Source organism: Pseudoalteromonas sp. ASV78, assembly GCF_047806705.1.
Classification (GTDB): domain Bacteria; phylum Pseudomonadota; class Gammaproteobacteria; order Enterobacterales; family Alteromonadaceae; genus Pseudoalteromonas; species Pseudoalteromonas prydzensis_A.
In genome coordinates this window covers 240,263-256,388 of sequence record NZ_JBLOPA010000002.1, presented here as the reverse complement: position 1 = coordinate 256,388, position 16,126 = coordinate 240,263, and the positions used below count along the sequence as shown (strand labels likewise).

General features: G+C 38.0%; 11 protein-coding genes. 9 read left to right on the top strand and 2 right to left on the bottom strand.

What is annotated here, in order from left to right; all coding sequences use genetic code 11:
• Window positions 1-214 precede the first annotated feature (214 nt).
• A complete protein-coding gene (locus ACMVDV_RS19305; protein ID WP_416159283.1) occupies window positions 215-1,090 on the top strand; it encodes a DNA replication terminus site-binding protein in 876 nt (291 codons plus the stop codon).
• A gap of 58 nt (window positions 1,091-1,148) precedes the next feature.
• On the opposite strand, the gene ACMVDV_RS19300 is transcribed toward ACMVDV_RS19305, so the two are convergent.
• Window positions 1,149-2,363: a replication protein A gene (locus ACMVDV_RS19300; protein WP_416159282.1), complete on the bottom strand. Its 1,215-nt coding sequence runs from the start codon at window positions 2,361-2,363 to the stop codon at window positions 1,149-1,151.
• A gap of 773 nt (window positions 2,364-3,136) precedes the next feature.
• Here ACMVDV_RS19300 and ACMVDV_RS19295 point away from each other — a divergent pair.
• The 5 genes from ACMVDV_RS19295 (at window position 3,137) to ACMVDV_RS19275 (ending at window position 13,284) form a co-directional block, all read left to right on the top strand.
• Window positions 3,137-4,375, top strand: a complete 1,239-nt coding sequence (locus ACMVDV_RS19295; protein ID WP_304181124.1) for an AAA family ATPase — start codon at window positions 3,137-3,139, stop codon at window positions 4,373-4,375.
• A 15-nt stretch (window positions 4,376-4,390) separates the two neighbouring features.
• Window positions 4,391-5,353, top strand: a complete 963-nt coding sequence (locus tag ACMVDV_RS19290; protein WP_304181122.1) for a transcriptional regulator — start codon at window positions 4,391-4,393, stop codon at window positions 5,351-5,353.
• 451 nt (window positions 5,354-5,804) lie between these two features.
• Window positions 5,805-8,957 carry an SNF2-related protein gene (locus ACMVDV_RS19285; protein WP_416159281.1) on the top strand — a complete coding sequence of 1,051 codons (3,153 nt, stop codon included), beginning with the start codon at window positions 5,805-5,807 and terminating at the stop codon, window positions 8,955-8,957.
• Window positions 8,958-9,722: 765 nt separating this feature from the next.
• Window positions 9,723-10,727, top strand: coding sequence for an FHA domain-containing protein (locus ACMVDV_RS19280; RefSeq protein WP_416159280.1), 1,005 nt, complete (start codon window positions 9,723-9,725; stop codon window positions 10,725-10,727).
• The gene (locus ACMVDV_RS19275) at window positions 10,690-13,284 is read left to right on the top strand and encodes a protein kinase domain-containing protein (RefSeq protein ID WP_416159279.1); all 2,595 of its coding nucleotides are present in this window, start codon (window positions 10,690-10,692) and stop codon (window positions 13,282-13,284) included. The genes ACMVDV_RS19280 and ACMVDV_RS19275 overlap by 38 nt, the downstream gene beginning before the upstream one ends.
• On the opposite strand, the gene ACMVDV_RS19270 is transcribed toward ACMVDV_RS19275, so the two are convergent.
• Entirely contained in the window at window positions 13,281-13,826 is a 546-nt protein-coding gene (locus ACMVDV_RS19270) for a hypothetical protein (RefSeq protein ID WP_416159278.1), read from the bottom strand. The two genes, ACMVDV_RS19275 and ACMVDV_RS19270, sit on opposite strands and share 4 nt — an antisense overlap.
• Window positions 13,827-14,037: 211 nt before the next feature.
• Between ACMVDV_RS19270 and rmuC the strand changes: the two genes are divergently transcribed.
• From rmuC to ACMVDV_RS19255, 3 genes are read left to right on the top strand one after another with little or no spacing between them, the layout of a single operon-like run.
• Window positions 14,038-15,507: a DNA recombination protein RmuC gene (gene rmuC, locus ACMVDV_RS19265; protein WP_304181111.1), complete on the top strand. Its 1,470-nt coding sequence runs from the start codon at window positions 14,038-14,040 to the stop codon at window positions 15,505-15,507.
• Window positions 15,508-15,516: 9 nt separating this feature from the next.
• Window positions 15,517-15,828, top strand: coding sequence for a cupin (locus tag ACMVDV_RS19260; RefSeq protein WP_304181110.1), 312 nt, complete (start codon window positions 15,517-15,519; stop codon window positions 15,826-15,828).
• Between the two features lie 8 nt (window positions 15,829-15,836).
• Window positions 15,837-16,124: a hypothetical protein gene (locus ACMVDV_RS19255; RefSeq protein ID WP_416159277.1), complete on the top strand. Its 288-nt coding sequence runs from the start codon at window positions 15,837-15,839 to the stop codon at window positions 16,122-16,124.
• Window positions 16,125-16,126: the final 2 nt, after the last annotated feature.

Genomic DNA, 16,126 nt, shown 5'->3' with positions numbered 1-16,126 from the left:
AGCAAGGGGTGGGGAATAAACCGAAGAGATTTAAGTTATTAAAATTTACCGATCACCCAATAAAGAACACATCATACTTAATAAGCTTTAATATTAAACTTAGCACTGAATAAAACTTAACTTACAATAACCAAGAGAAAGTGCGGTAATTGAATCTAGAATATATTTGTCACTATGATAGACTAGCAACATCAATTTAGTATGATGTGTTCTTATGGTAACTAAAGTTCAAATTCGCAGTCAGTTCGACTTGCTTAATGATTTAACAAATTTATTTATTGATGACCTACAATCCTGTGGCTATAAAAAGGCTGAGTATTACCAATTACCAGATATTGAAAGTCGCGATGAAAAAATTATTCCCCAATCTATTACTGTAAAAAAAGTTACTGGCGATGAAGCACATAAGGCGATATTAAATTCATTTACAGATATTTATAAAAAACCAGAGCTAAGTAGTCGTGTTTTAAAGCGCCACCCTGGCCTATTGGTTGTTGATAATGCAGATCAAAAACAACTCGTTGCTCGAATTCAACAATTAAATAAAGCTAAAGCCGCATTTAAAGAATGTATTTTAGCAATCGATAATAATGATGCGCGCTTTGAAGCAGTGCACAATGCTATTCCAAATTTAATAACGCTTGCGGCATATCGAAAAGTGCATTTTGAAATGAACTCCCCTTTTTCAGTTCGTTTTACTTGGATGCATAAGCATGCGACCAAAACTCTTACTAAAAAAATGGCGCTGGCAATGCTCGAAAAATCGGCCGGTTACTCTAATCCACGAATGATCGACCAACACAGTTGGCAATCACTGGTTGCCCAAGAGCAGTTAAGAGTTGCAAGTTTAGGTGATAAAGACAAATTAAGAATTCGCCGACCAACGCGAGTAAGCCCGCAAGTAAATGTTAGATACACAGCACAAAATCGTTATCATGTTAGTGCTGCATTACCTTTTATTTTGATTAATCCTGATCCGGATGTAAAACTCGGTACCTTGCCAGATTATCAAAAACCCGAAAGCCACCCACGAAAACGTGAATATGATTTTCTTGTTGATAGGTTATACCTAGAACAAGTTGATAAGTGATTATGTTAAAAAGGCCGCTAGATAGCGGCCTTTGAGTAAGATGTACGTTATAAAAAAATCAATCTTCTACAATAGCTTCAATTTTATCTTCATCGATTAAAACTACATTTTCAACAATGCGTTTACCGCCTTGAATTTCAATACGTTTGTTATGCTTATTCAAAGTTAGTATTTCATCACAGAATTGATCAGACGGATGCATTTCATAGGTATAGTCAACAATGTTACCGGTTTTATCCTCTTTAACATTGGTGATGCTGTATTCTGAAATTGCACCTTTCTCAATTAAATCTTTCATTGTTGTTGTCATATCACGACGGAGTGCTTTTAATTTATTTTCCGTAATATCATCGGTGGAATATATTGAACCATATTTCTCCATGATCGAAAGTAATCTAAAATGATATGTTTTACCTGGTGCTGCATAGCGCCATAAATGATAAAGACGAAGCATCATCCAACGCGATAAACCGCGTTTTAATTCTTGTGCGCTATTAAAATAATAACCTTTGTACTCGAGATTATCGATCATGTTATGCACAAACGCATTCAAACATGCCACACATTTTACGTTTCCGCCCTGCCCTTTTTTTCCACTAAAATGAAGAGACGACAAGAAGTTCATATTTGATTCGTAAAATGAATCATCGATATCTGTATTTTTTGTATCTGTCGCAGAATACTTAAATGATAACTTTGAACCTTGCAGTGCTTCTAATGCTTCTTTGATTTGTGGATAAGGCATTGATTGCCCGACCGCTTTAAGTTCTTGGGCCAATTCGTTCATCGAAAAAACCACAGCATATTGAATACCGGACTTAAAATTAATTTTTACGATCTTACCTTTTGACGCTAAACGAATCAGTGCACGTTCAACTTTTTCTTCACGATCTGATGGCCATACTAAATATTCAACATCTTCACCATCTTTGCGACTACTGACTACAGCAGGTGTGATCTTAATTTCACCATCATATAAAATACCATCAACCTTCTCTGATATTTTTCGCGTTATGATGGTTTTTTTCGGTGCTTCTTCTAAAGGTAATTTTTTATGACCAGAGCGAACAAAACGTCCCCATAAATCATAATGATTGAATGTATTTGAATAGGCACGTAAGCCATGCGCTGCATTTTCTAATGATACGCGTACATCTTTATTATCTGTAAATAATGCGAGGCTTTCGTTATCAATTGCACTTTCCACCCCGTGGATCTGTCCCCGTAATGTATCGGGTAAGTTATCTACCGAGATGTTGACCTTTCGGTTCATTGTTCTTATTTCCAAATTTGTTGCGACAGCTAATAACAACACATTAAACTGTAAAAGTTAAATGTTTAAGTTAGTATAAAGTTGATCTGAGTTTAAAATATATTTTCAGATCACTTTTTTACTAACATAACATGATCTTTGATGTTTTCAGATCACTTTTTTACTAACTGAGGGGTTATAAGTCTAAATTTTACTAACTCAACTAAAATTTTGTCCGTCTATTTTCATTTTTTACAATTAAATACACGACATAATGATGTTTTTTCTAACTAGGCTGTGGATAATTAGCAGATCAGTTAGCATAGATCTGATCTATACCTACTACAGATCAGATCTATACTAATTAAAGCCACTGTTTTTCCCGATCTAAGGTGGATAACATCTTAATTTACTTAGTAAAAAACTGATCTAAGCAACACTTTTTGTGCATAATACTGTGCTCAAACTGTGGATAACTAAATAATTAAATTTCCGGTTAGTAAAATAGCGATCTGTCAGTAACTAAAGATCAGATCTTAACCAAGTATAAACCTGATCTGCATTTTTTACTATTATTTATATATTTCATAAGGTTATATTCATATTCAGGGCCCTTAACCTTTACTACCTTATATATTTAACCACCTTTAAACTTCTTTATTTATACTAAGCGATTTTAAGTTTCCAATCAGTTTTTTTAATGTCTTGTTATTAAAAGTCATGTCGTCTTAAATAGTTGTTTACAGTCATTTGAATGGACATTATACTAAATGCCTAACTTTGAGGAAGAAAGTATGTCAATTCATAATAATGCACTCTCCACTTATCGGCTTTTAAAAGCAACTGCAGAAGTAGCAGAAAAATCATTAGCAGGACGTATTCAGCATTATCGTGCCCATTTAAAATCAGAAGAAAAAGAACTCCGCACTTATACACAAAAGGCTGCAGCAGATTTATTAGGCTGTAATAATCGAACTCTAAAACGCAGACATGATAATGGCGATTTTGATCAGTTAAACATTAAACGCGGTGCTAACGGCCATTACGCTTATACTCTAGTGAATATCTTTGCGATGGCAGAAATCATGGATATTCAGCCAGATCATCGTAATGTTGACGATAAATTACAGGTTATTGTGATCAACTCATTAAAAGGCGGTTGTGGTAAAACCACCAGTATGGTGAATATTGCAGCTGCGTTAGCGACGACTAATATTAAGCGTTACCGCATTGGTATTATCGATCTAGATCCACAAGGCTCTTCTTCAAGTTTTTTTCCACCTAGCGAACCTGAGCCAATTACTGTTGGCGATTTAATGCGTGATTGTATTGATTTAGATGCGGATGAAACCTGGCAACAACTGGTTACTAATGCATTTTTACCAACGCATATTCCAAATATTCGTATATTACCGTCAGGAATGGATGATTTTTACTTTGAGCATGAAACAGCAACATTGCTAAAAGATAGCTCAAGTTACGACGTTACTCGTCACTATCACAAATTGCTCGAAAAAGTGATTGAGCCTGTTAAAGACCAATTTGACATTATCTTAATTGATACAGCTCCATCACTTAACTTTATGTTTTATAATGCTTTAATGGCATCTACTGCAATGCTCATTCCTGTGCATCCAGAAGCAGTCGACTTTGATGCGAACAATAAATACCTTAAACGCTTAGGTGAGATTTACCACACAGTGGCTTCTTTAGGCCATGAAGGCTGGGATTTTATGCAATTTTTAGTGACTAATTACGTTAAAGGCAACCATTCGCAACGTGACATTGTTAAAGATGTGCGTAGTGCTTTTGGTCGTCAAGTGATGAGTTACCCTATCAATCATAGTTCAGCTATTACCGCCAGTTCGTCATCATTTAATACCATCTTTGATCAAAAAACATCTGATAGTCTTGCTAGTCGTGAGTCTTTATTGCGCGCTCAAGAAAACATTAAAGATGTGGTCGATGAACTTGAAATGTTGATCCGCTCGAATTGGCTTTCAACCCAATCTCAATTGAATGAACCTAAGTAAGGTAGTTAACAAATAATGGCTAAAAAACGTAAAAATGACACCAGCTTAGATCCTTTTGCAACTTCAATTGGTAGCAGTAGTTTAGATGAGTTACTGGAACAAGCCAGCGCTGGTGATGTGATCAAAATGCCTGCACCGAGTGATCCAAAGCGTCAGATCACCCTTGTTTGTAAAGTGATCCCCCATGCAGAGATTGAAAGTAGCACTAAGGTTTATGCTAAAAATCGCCGTGTTCAGATATTGCTGAATGAAAAATCAGTCGCCGATATCCTTCCTGCAATCCGCGAGGACGGGCGCAACCAACACCCAGCCCTGTGTTGGGACAAAGGTGATGAAACACTGGTACTGGCAGGCTCACGGCGTCGTATGGCCTGTATTTTAGGTCAGGCTGATTACATGGTGTTAAGTTCATCAGATTTTACTGAACAAGATGCTAAGATTTTAGCTATTTCATCGGATCAATATATTGCTCCGAGCTTATGGGAACTTGGTCAAGCTTATCAGCAAACCAAAGATGAGTTAGTTGAGCAAGGTAAAAAAGGCTCTTATCGTGAAGTCGCTGCGATTGAAGGGGTATCTCATACTGCCATAGCCGATGCAATTAAAGCCTATGAGAAGCTCCCTGCTACGGTGCTTTCGCTATACCCTACCGCTAACCATGTTGGCCGTGAAGTCGCTAAAAAATTGATCGCTGCGAAAGAGCGTGATGAACATGCCTTTAATCAACTGGTTGATCATTTAACTCATGAGCAAAGTTTACAAGAAATCACTGGTGATGATAAGCGTGCAATGGCGATCACTAAGCTGCTTACCGCTGAGCCGCAATCAGCACAACGCCGTGAAGCTTTGTTAGAAAATGACTATATCAGTGTACAACGCAATTTAAAAAGTGGTGATGTTTCCATTAAAATTGACAATAAAGTTATGACAGACAAGCGCTTAGAGCAATTAACTAAGCTTTTAAATGCCTTTAATTAGTTGATAAAAATCTGATCTGAACCCTTTCTAAGTTAGTAAGATCATGATCTATTTTAACTTTTAGTTAGTAAAATCGTGATCCAAGTTCGACTATTTTTAGTATTTCTCCCCTCTTAGATCATTATTTTACTAACTTAACCCCCATTACACTGGCTATTTTTAGCAAATAGTATTTTGCTTAGTAAAAATATGATCTGTAAAGGCCCTTCGTTGTGATTAAGTTGTTTATATCTTGTGTGCTTGCTGTTCATTAAATGATAGTGTGCACTGTTTTTTGCTATAAACCGATTTTTTACCAACTCCACTATCTGTTGCTAGCGCCTTTAGTTACTTGTAAGTGAGGCTTTTTAGCAGCTCCAACCAGTCCGATTAAGCATTTTAATGCTTTAGCTCAGCGCTGATAAATCATATACTGGTAAAATTATTTTTGATTTTTACTGCCTTGAGCAATATGTCTGCTACTAACTTATCTAAGAATGATTTACTCGCTATTTTTGAAGAGATAAAACAAGAACAAGCGACTCAATTCCCTTTATCTGAACGGTTTATTAAGCAACTGTTTAAACCGCATGTGCTCAGTAAAGCAAAAGAGTATGTCGCAAATGGACAAATTAATTGGTTAGAATATAATGATGATTTTTCAGTGATTGATGCATCGATGTTCGGTAATCAAGGCACAACATTTTCGCAGCATATAGAGATTAGAAAATTAGCAAATGGTTTTGCAGTTGATCGCCACTGCTCGTGTGATGCGAAAGCTAATTGTCGCCATTTAGCCGCTGTGTTGTTGAAGCTAAAAATAGATCACTCGGGTGATTATGGTCAAGATTATATAATGAATGACTGGTTTGAAGAGCTTACAACACTTAAACAAACCCAAACCCAACCGGCAAAAAATGTTTTGTTGTTTGTATTAGATGTGGAAAATTCACGAGTTATTTTAACGCCTAAAATTGCCGCTTTTTCTACTGAACATAATTATACCCTTGGCCGCAATTTAACGGATCAGCAGCTCAACAGCTTTGTTACTCCTGCGGATTTGCTCGAATCTGATTTTCGTTTATATAGTTGGATACGTTCGCAAAATGCGCTGGGTAACCTTGAGCTCAAAGGGCAATGGGGTTTTAATGCATTACAACAGTTGCTTAGTTCTCAACGTTTGTTCTTTGGTCGTTCACGTCAGGCGATTAAAGCAGATAGCGCAGAGGACCTCCGTTTTTCTTGGTCGCACAAAAATGACCTCACGCAATTAAATGTGAGCATAAGTAGTAGAGAATCTTGGTTATTACTGAAAACCACACCACCCACTTACCTTGATACTGAACAATTACGGATCGGCCGTTTACGTACGCCATTGAGCGGTGAAGAAGTTGCACATATACGTGCTATCCCTGCAATTCATACCGCCAATTTTGACCGTGTATACAAACAACTAGCTGCTAATTTTGGCGATGGGGTGATCCCTCATTATCAACAATCAGAGCGAAAAAGAATAAAGCGAGTCGCGGATGCATCAGCTGTTGCTGAAGTAAGTAATAGTAATAATGATTTACAACTGACACTTAAATTCAATTATCAAGGGCAGCATTATTCTCCCAATGCCGCTCCCGCACATTTGCTGAATACTTCGCTTGAGAATACGGTGATCACTGAGCTTACTAATTTAGGCTTTGTGCTATGTAAAGGGGCTTTACAAAATGAATTTATTTTTAATAAACAATCATTTATTCATCAGCATTGGTTTAAATATGAAGTTATTCCTAGCCTTAAACAGCGTGGTTGGAAAATAGCAGACAAAAAACTAGTGGTTAAAAAAGCGATCAGCAATGTCAATTTGGAGGTTAAGCGCGGTAAAGGCCATCAAATTGTTAGTAAAATACTGATCCCAGGAGTTAAGGCGGCAATTGTACTAGCCAATGATAACCCTGAATTTGAATCGTTAAATCGCCAAAGCGAGCACTTTTACTATTATGCTAATGGTAAAAAGTTTGCTGTTATTAGCAAAGCTGCGTTTAATGCATTAGCTGATTTTAAGCAACGTTTTGAACTTGTGAAAACTCGCGACGAATTATTAATGCCACTGTCCTTTTTAGTGCATTTAATTGCTTACAGCAGCTTAGAAGTTACGTTAGTGGATGACAACTTGGAGTCTTACCTTGCAGAGCTAAACAACGCTACCAGAGTTGAGAGTACGCAGTTACATGGCTTAAATGATGATGTGCAATTACGTGAATATCAACAACAAGGCGTGCAGTGGTTGCAGTTTTTAAAGCGCCATCAGCTTGGTGGAATTTTGGCCGATGATATGGGCTTAGGTAAAACCCTGCAAGTGATTGCTTTTTTAGCAAATGCGCGACAGCGCGTGCAAGCTGGCCCTACCTTGATTGTGTGCCCAACCAGTCTTGTTAGTAATTGGCAAAATGAAATGAGTAAATTTGCCAGCAGCATTAAAGTGACCACTGTTTTTGGATCTGCCCGTGTAGAACAATTACAGCAGCTAGCTCAGGCTGATTGTATTTTGACTACCTACCCATTATTAAAGCGTGATATTGCTTATTATGCGCCGTTATATTTTGAAAATATTATTCTTGATGAAGCGCAATATATTAAAAACGACAGTGCGCAAGTAACCCGTTTGGTGAAACGCTTGAACGCACAATTTAACCTTTGTTTAAGCGGCACGCCAATTGAAAATAACTTGTTTGAGTTAAAATCATTACTCGATTTTGCTATGCCCTCGTTACTTGGTTCGCAAACTCATTTTAAAGAACATTTTCAAACCCCGATTGAACGCGATGCTGATGTTGACCGTGCCAATGAACTTAAGTCATTAATTCTACCTTTTATTCTGCGCCGCACTAAAGCCGAAGTTGCCCAGGAGCTGCCGCCCAAAACAGAGTTGATCAAAGAGTTTGAATTTGAAGCTGAGCAAAAAGAGCTTTATCAAAGCATTACTCATTCACTTGAAGAGAAAATGGTTGATCTGTTTGCCTCGCAAGGCGCGCAAAAAAGCAAACTGGTGTTTTTAGAAGCACTACTGAAATTACGGCAAATATGTTGCCACCCGCGCCTAATTGATGAAAGCACCGCGGCCAGAAGTGCTAAGCTTGATTGGTTAAGTACGCATTTGCCGGTGATGTTAGATGAAGATCGTAATATCATTATTTTTAGTCAGTTTACCTCTGCCCTTGATATTATTGCTGAACAATTAACTGCACTTGGCATCAATTACAGCTTGTTAACTGGGCAAACAAGGCATCGCGATAAAGTGATTGCTGAATTTACCAGTGGCCAAACCTCGGTGTTTTTGATCAGCTTAAAAGCTGGCGGCACAGGGCTTAACCTAACCCAAGCTGATACCGTGATCCATTTTGACCCATGGTGGAACCCAGCTGTTGAAAAGCAGGCGACAGATCGTGCTTATCGAATTGGCCAAACCAACCCTGTTTTTGTGTATAAATTAATTATGGCTAATTCAATCGAGCAAAAAGTATTTAAAATGCAGCAACATAAACAAGCCCTTGTTGATGCATTATTTACTGAAAAATCAATGAGTTTCACTAAGTTTGATGAAGAGCAAATGCTGTCTTTAATTAAAAGTTAGAATTATCTGTAAAAAAGTGTCTTTTTTTCTGAACTAAATTTGATTAACTCAGTCTATTAATATGCTTGTGGTTAAATTGCAGTTTACGACAGCATCATGTTGATTTCCCATTTGGTTACTATATTTAGTAATGATTGAGCCAGCTCACCTTGAGCTGGCTTTTTTTATGGCTGCGTAAATGTCAAAATTTTTGAAATTATTTTTGAACTAAATTTAATTGCCCACGTCTACTATTATGCTTGTGGTTAAATTGCAGTTTGCACAGGCATCATGTTGATTTCCCTATTTGGTTACTATATTTAGTAATGATTGAGCCAGCCCATTTTGAGCTGGCTTTTTTTATGGCTGCGGAAAATTCAAAATTTTGAAATTATTTTTGAACTAAATTTAATTACCCACGTCTACTATTATGCTTGTTGTTAAATTGCAGTTTGCACAGGCATCATGTTGATTTCCCATTTGGTTACTATATTTAGTAATGATTGAGCCAGCTCACCTTGAGCTGGCTTTTTTTATGCCTGCTGTAACCTGAACTCCGGATAGTAAATCTCTTAACCAGAGTTCAGTTTATGTAATCACACGTAATATTTATTTCATCATATTGTCGCTAAAATACTGTTACCAGTAGTAATAATTTACTATTTGGTGGTTTCACAAAATAAATGTTAAATTTTTGTGTTTATTTTCTTTTGTTTGTGTCTATTGTTATAAAATCATTGTAATATCAACGATTAGACGCATACCTAATTATTGCAGGGTATTAAAATGGCTTATTTATTAAATAAAGATTCGAATGAATGTTGCTTTTTATATGCGCACCATAGCTTTGGCCGTTTTCAATACTCGGTTGATACTTTAGTCAATGACTTGAGTGTATCTAAAATCCACACCATTATTGAGTGGTTAAATGGTAAATGGTACATCAGGGATTTAAGCCTCAATGGTACCTGGCTAAATCATAAGCGGTTACAAAAAGATAGCGCGGAAGAATTACACATTGGTGATAAAATTTATTTTGCTGGTAACTCTCAAGTTACTTATGTAGTTAAGGACTTAAGTGCGCCAGTTGATCAACTGGTCAAACTCGACGCCCAGCAAAATAAAACCACAGAAACCATCGTACTTAACAATTATCATTTGTTACCTGCTGAACAGCCTGAATGGGCCATTATTTATCAGCCAAACAGCGGCCAATGGTATCTTGAATCATTACATGATGATGAATTTAACACGCGTGAAATGCTACAAGATAACAGTGTTATTAGTTTTGCTAATGAGCAATGGGTTTTTATTTCAAGCCATTTGGAACTAGACACCCAGGTGAGCAGTGTGCCGCAGCTTTATATTCATGAGTTAGATTTCATTTTTAATTTAAGCTTAGATGAAGAAACGTCAGAACTAAAAATCCATCATCATAATAAAGACGTTGATTTACATGTTCGCTGTCATCATTATCTGACCTTAAATTTGGCCAGATATCGTGCTGCGGATGCTAAAAAAGGCGTGCTACCGGCAAATCAAGGTTGGGTCAATACCGAACAATTAGTGAAAGATTTAGGCGTTGATATGCGCTATTTAAATATTCAAATCCATCGCGCTAGAAAGCAATTTTCAGAGGTTTTGACTAATGTTCATGACGCTGAAAATATAATTGAAAGGCAACTGCGAAAAGTGCGTTTTGCTGGCGCATCCTTTATGATCTATAAAGGGTGTGAATTAGAGAGTACCTCGGATGTCGCTAGAACAAGAAAAAATAGTATTACAATTTAATAAAGTAACAACCAACTACAAATTAATAAAGTTACTTAGCCAAGGAGGGATGGGATGTGTTTATTTAGCAGAAGATATTCGTTTAAAGCGCTATGTGGCTATCAAGTTTTTAAAGTTAACTGAGTCTGCAGCGCCGTTTAGCGATCCTTTAGTTGAAGCTCAGTTACTTGCTCGGCTTAATCACCCTAATATTGTGCAAATTCATGATGTGTTGTTGTACGACAAGCAAATTTGTATCGTCATGGAATACTTAAAAGGTAAAACCTTACAACAGTTTCAGCATCAACATATTACCACCCTATCTGAAAAATTAACTCTTTTGGCCCAATTATGTGATGGCATAGTGCACGCCCATGCAGAGGGGGTGATGCATTGCGATCTAAAACCTGCAAATATCTTAATCGATAAGCACAAGCTAAAAATTACTGACTTTGGCATAGCGACATTACAGAATAATCCTTCCAACGAGCAAGTTGAGATACCTAGCTTTGGCAGTGCCAGTGCGATGTCTCCGGAGCAGTTAAATAAACAGCCACTAGACTTTCGCAGTGATCTATTCTCTTTTGGTATGCTTGCTTTTCAATTTATCAGTGGCCGTCATCCGTTTGGCAATGGTTCAGCGCAAGCAATCGCGCATAACATCACCAACACTAAAGCTATTGATGCATACGAGATCACGCCTAAGTTACCTGATGAGTTATGTGATTTACTTAATCAGTTATTACAACGCAAAAAGGAGCGTCGTCCAGTTGATGCTGCCACGACTGCGCGTAAGCTGCAAAACGTGATAATCGCGATAACCCAACAAGAAATTTTGGCACAAGCAACGCTGCCAATCGAACAACTTGTACAACCACAAAGAAGCGCTAAAAAAACGTTATTTTTTGCACTGTTAACGGGGGTTGCATTGGTTGCTGGCGGTTTAATATATCAATTTAAAGTACACCAAGCCAATGAGCATTATGTGGCGTTTTTGCCGCCAGTTGTTAAATCAGCAGGGCTTTTATCTGTAGATACCGGCATGCTTAAAGCGACAATTGATGATGCGATCAGGCAAGGTATTATCAATAGTAAGCGGTTAAATCTTATTTCACAGGATGAAATAGAAATCATAGAGCAAGGAGCCAGCACCGAGCTCACATTTATTGAGAAGTTAACTAAGTTAAATCAAGCAACCGGTATACAAGAAGTCGTAACAGCAGAGCTTAATTGCATGCAACCGCAATGCTATTTAACGTTAGTACGTTTAGAGGCACCAAAGTGGTCGGTTAAAGCGCGTAAACAATGGCCTATTATTATTGATAATTATAGTCAAATGTATCATACGAGCAGTCAGCAGCTAACTGCACTTTTCCCTGATTTTGATAGTAAATATATTGCAATGTCGGAGTTGAGTGATGAAGTACAAATAGAACATATTGAGCTTTATCAAAAGGTGCAGCAAGTCGGTAATCATACTGAGCAATTATTTGGTCGTATTAGTGGAGCTATTGAGCAAACCCCGCAGTTATATACTAACTATGAATTACTACGTGAAGTCGCACTTAGTTTGTATCAGCAATCACAGCAATCAGAGTATTTAGATATTGCCAGAAAGTTATTGTTTAATGCACCTATGGCTTATCAAAATACTCCTGCATTTGTAAAAAGCGCCATGCTTATAGCCGTTGCAGAACAAGATTGGGAGTCTGCAAAACATTATTTAACTAAAGCAGAGCTTGTGGGTGCAAACACATTAATGCTTTATGAGCTTCAAGGCTTATTATATTTACAGCAAAACCAGTTACCAGAGGCACAACAGGCTTTTGAGTTAGCGTTAAAAATACGTGCAAACCCAAGAATCAAGCAAAATTTAGCGCAAGTATTATGGTGGCAAGGGAAAATAGTTGAAGCCAAGCAATTGCTTAACGAGGTAATTAGTGTCAGTCCGCAAAATTATATGGCGAATCAATTGCTGGCAGATATAGCCCTAACTGAAGGCGATTTAACGGTTGCAATAAAACGATATAAGCAAGTTATAGAGATTAAAGCTGATAGCATCGATTTAAGTAATTTAAGTATTGCCTATTCTTTGCAAGGAGAGTTCGAGCAAGCTTTAATTGTTGCCCAACAAGCGGTTGATATGAACCCTGAGCATGTTAGTTTTCGGCTCAACTTAGCGGATATTGAAAAATCCCTTGGACTCAGTGAATCCTACCCTATTAACTATCTAAAAGTGGTTGAACTGACACAAACACAGCAGACCCTTGGTAGTCATTTGGAAGCAGCTCAAGCTTATAGCCAGTTAGGCCAAGCAAAACTGGCACTACAAGCCCTTAATAAAGCAATAAGCATTGCCGCCGATCATTACGAGTACGTATTTACCGCGGCACTTGTTTATAGTGTGATTGGTGAGTATCAGTCAGCACTAATGTATATAGAAAAATCGCTCACCATAGGCTACCACCCAATGTGGTTTCAATTACCTTGGTTCTCACCTTGGTGCCAAAAAGAAGAGTTTATTGCGTTAATGCAACAATATGACCCTTCTTTTAGCTGCCGTAGCGTTTTAAATTAAAGGGTGCCGGGTCTACGAACCACGATTTTAGGATCTTGTGACATATAAATTTTGCCAGAAGGTAAATGCTTAGCTGTATACCTAAATGAGATAGGTAAATACTCAGTTTCTTGACCTTCTGTTACCTCAATTACCTGATCAAGGTTATCTTTATCGACGCCTAAAAATTCATAGGTTGGCGCAACTTGGGTTATTCTTAACACTAAAGTGTCGTCATCCATGATGAGTGTTGAGATATTATATTGGCAGTTGCTATCGGCACCGCAATACTCCACCCCATTGCCGTAAAACTCCCAGTCAGCAGCAACGGAAGGATCAATATTTATGATAAGTTCTAGGAACTGTTTTTTCTCAATACTTGTAGAGTGGCTTTCACTCGCATTGTTGAAATACACACTGAGTGAGTCTGTTGGTGTTGCTTCACCATTAAAAAACGTCAGCCAGCTTTCATGCGTATGCGGCAAAACGGTAAGTGTTTTAACTGAAAAGTAGTTGTCAGCTTGGCATTGCACTTCAATATCGGGTGTTTTTATATCGTTCATGTGATCATTCCTTGTGTTGAGGAGTCGTTATTTTTAATCATTCTTAATCATTGCATTTCAGTGTAGAAGAAAACTTTCTAGAAAACGAGTTTGTCCAAGTGATTTGTAATGCGATGTAATATTTTTTTAGTATTCGTGATAATAAAAACAGCTATCTAGGGGGTTTTATATTCGCTATGATAAGTTGTCTTTTTGTTATTGAGTTTTATTTATGTCTATACAGTTACTTACCAATATCGATTGGCTCAATGTTGGTATCGGATTTTTAGTAGGCGGGACATTATTAGGAATTGCTTTTAGCCAAACACGTGCACGCCTGACTCGGCAATTAAATGAGCTAGAACAACAACAAACGCTGTTGCAAGCGCAACTAGCTGAGAAACAACAACAGCATATTTCACTGCTTGATGAGCACGACTTACTAGTGCAAAGTTACCAAGAGCAACGCGACGCAACCCAGCATTTTAAAACCCGTTTTGTTGAGCAAGAAAAGCATAGCCAACAGTATAAGCAATTTTGGCAACAGGCTGACGCTGAGCTGGCGCAACTACGCAACGAGTTAAATCAACGAGATGTAGAGCTTAGCACCCAACGTAATACGCTTGAGCAAAAAGAGCTGCATTTTAAAGAACAGCTTAATCATATTAAAGAAAGCAAAGAACAGCTTAAAAAAGAGTTCGAAAATTTAGCTAATCAAATCCTCGAAGAAAAATCACAACGTTTTAAAGTGCTTAACCAAGAAAGTATTGAACAGTTATTAAAACCAGTACAGGGCGAGCTAAAAGGTTTTCGCGATAAAATGGAATCAATCCATGTTGAAGACTTAAAACAACGTGCGGCGTTAAAAACCGAGCTGCTGCATTTACAAGCGAAAAGCCAAGCCATCACCGAACAAGCCGACAAGCTCAGTAACGCACTGCAAGGACAAAAGAAAACCCAAGGTAATTGGGGCGAGTTAATGCTCGAAAACGTGTTAGACAGCGCAGGATTGCGTGCCGGTACTGATTATAAGCGCGAGGTGTCGTTTAATACCGAAGATGGTCGCTTGCGCCCCGATGTGGTGGTGTATTTGCCACAAGGTCGGCACTTAGTGATTGATGCGAAAACCTCGCTAAACGCTTATACACGCTACGTTAATGCCGACAACGAGCTCGAAGCACAACAGGCAATTAAAGAGCATGTTGAGGCGGTTAAAGCGCGTATTAATGAGCTGGCGAGTAAATCTTACGATCGCTTACCTGGGCTTAATTCTCCTGAAGTGGTTGTGATGTTTGTACCGATAGAATCAGCCTTTGTTGAAGCACTTAAATACCAAAGCGATATTTACCAGCAAGCAATCGAAAAAAATATTTTGGTGGCCACTCCCACTACCTTATTAACCAGCTTAAATATTGTTAAACAGTTATGGCGTTTTGAAGAGCAAACGAAATACTCGAAAGAGCTGGCGAGCCGTGCCGAGCGCTTTTACAGTAAACTCAACGGCTTTTTAACCAGTATGGAAGGCGTTGGTAAGCAACTCGATAAAGCCAAAGAAAGTTACGATAAAGCGTTTTCGCAGTTATATCGAGGTAAAGGTAACTTGATTAAACAAGCCTCTGAGTTTAAAGAATTAGGGGTGTCGGTACAAAAAGAATTACCCGCAGAAACCCTAGAGCGGGCACAATTAGAGTTAGATGAATAAGGAAAATAAATGGAGATTATCCGTGCTAAACAATTTACCGCAGCAAAGGCGTGGGGAGCAAAAGACATCGCAACGATGAACGGTATTACTACCCGCTTACACTGGACTGATCAGCCGTATAAATGGCATATCAATGATGGCGAAGAAGTGTTTGTGGTACTCGATGGTGAAGTTGATATGTTTTACAAAGTTGCAGATGTTACCCATTCTGCGTTATTGCAAAGCGGTGATATATTTTATGCCTCGGTCGGTACAGAGCATGTCGCCCACCCTATTGGCGAAGCACGTATTTTAGTGGTGGAGTCTGCTGGCAGTGTTTAAACCTGCTTTTGCCTTTTAGCTATACCTTACAGGCTTTTATCAAAAATGAGCGTAAACATAACGCAAAATCACTATGCAGCGATAGCCAAGGCTGTTGCAGCATTGCAATATTTAGCCATCATTTTTGCGCTTTATTACAACATATAGTGGCTTTTGATGAAGCGGTGATCGTTGGTTACAAAGAGGCGAAACGGCCTATTTATCTTTATGATTCGATTAATCAATCACGTGAACTACTGTTCCAGCGTTACTTAACCGATGCATTTTTGCACGACCCATTTTATCTAGCGATATAGCA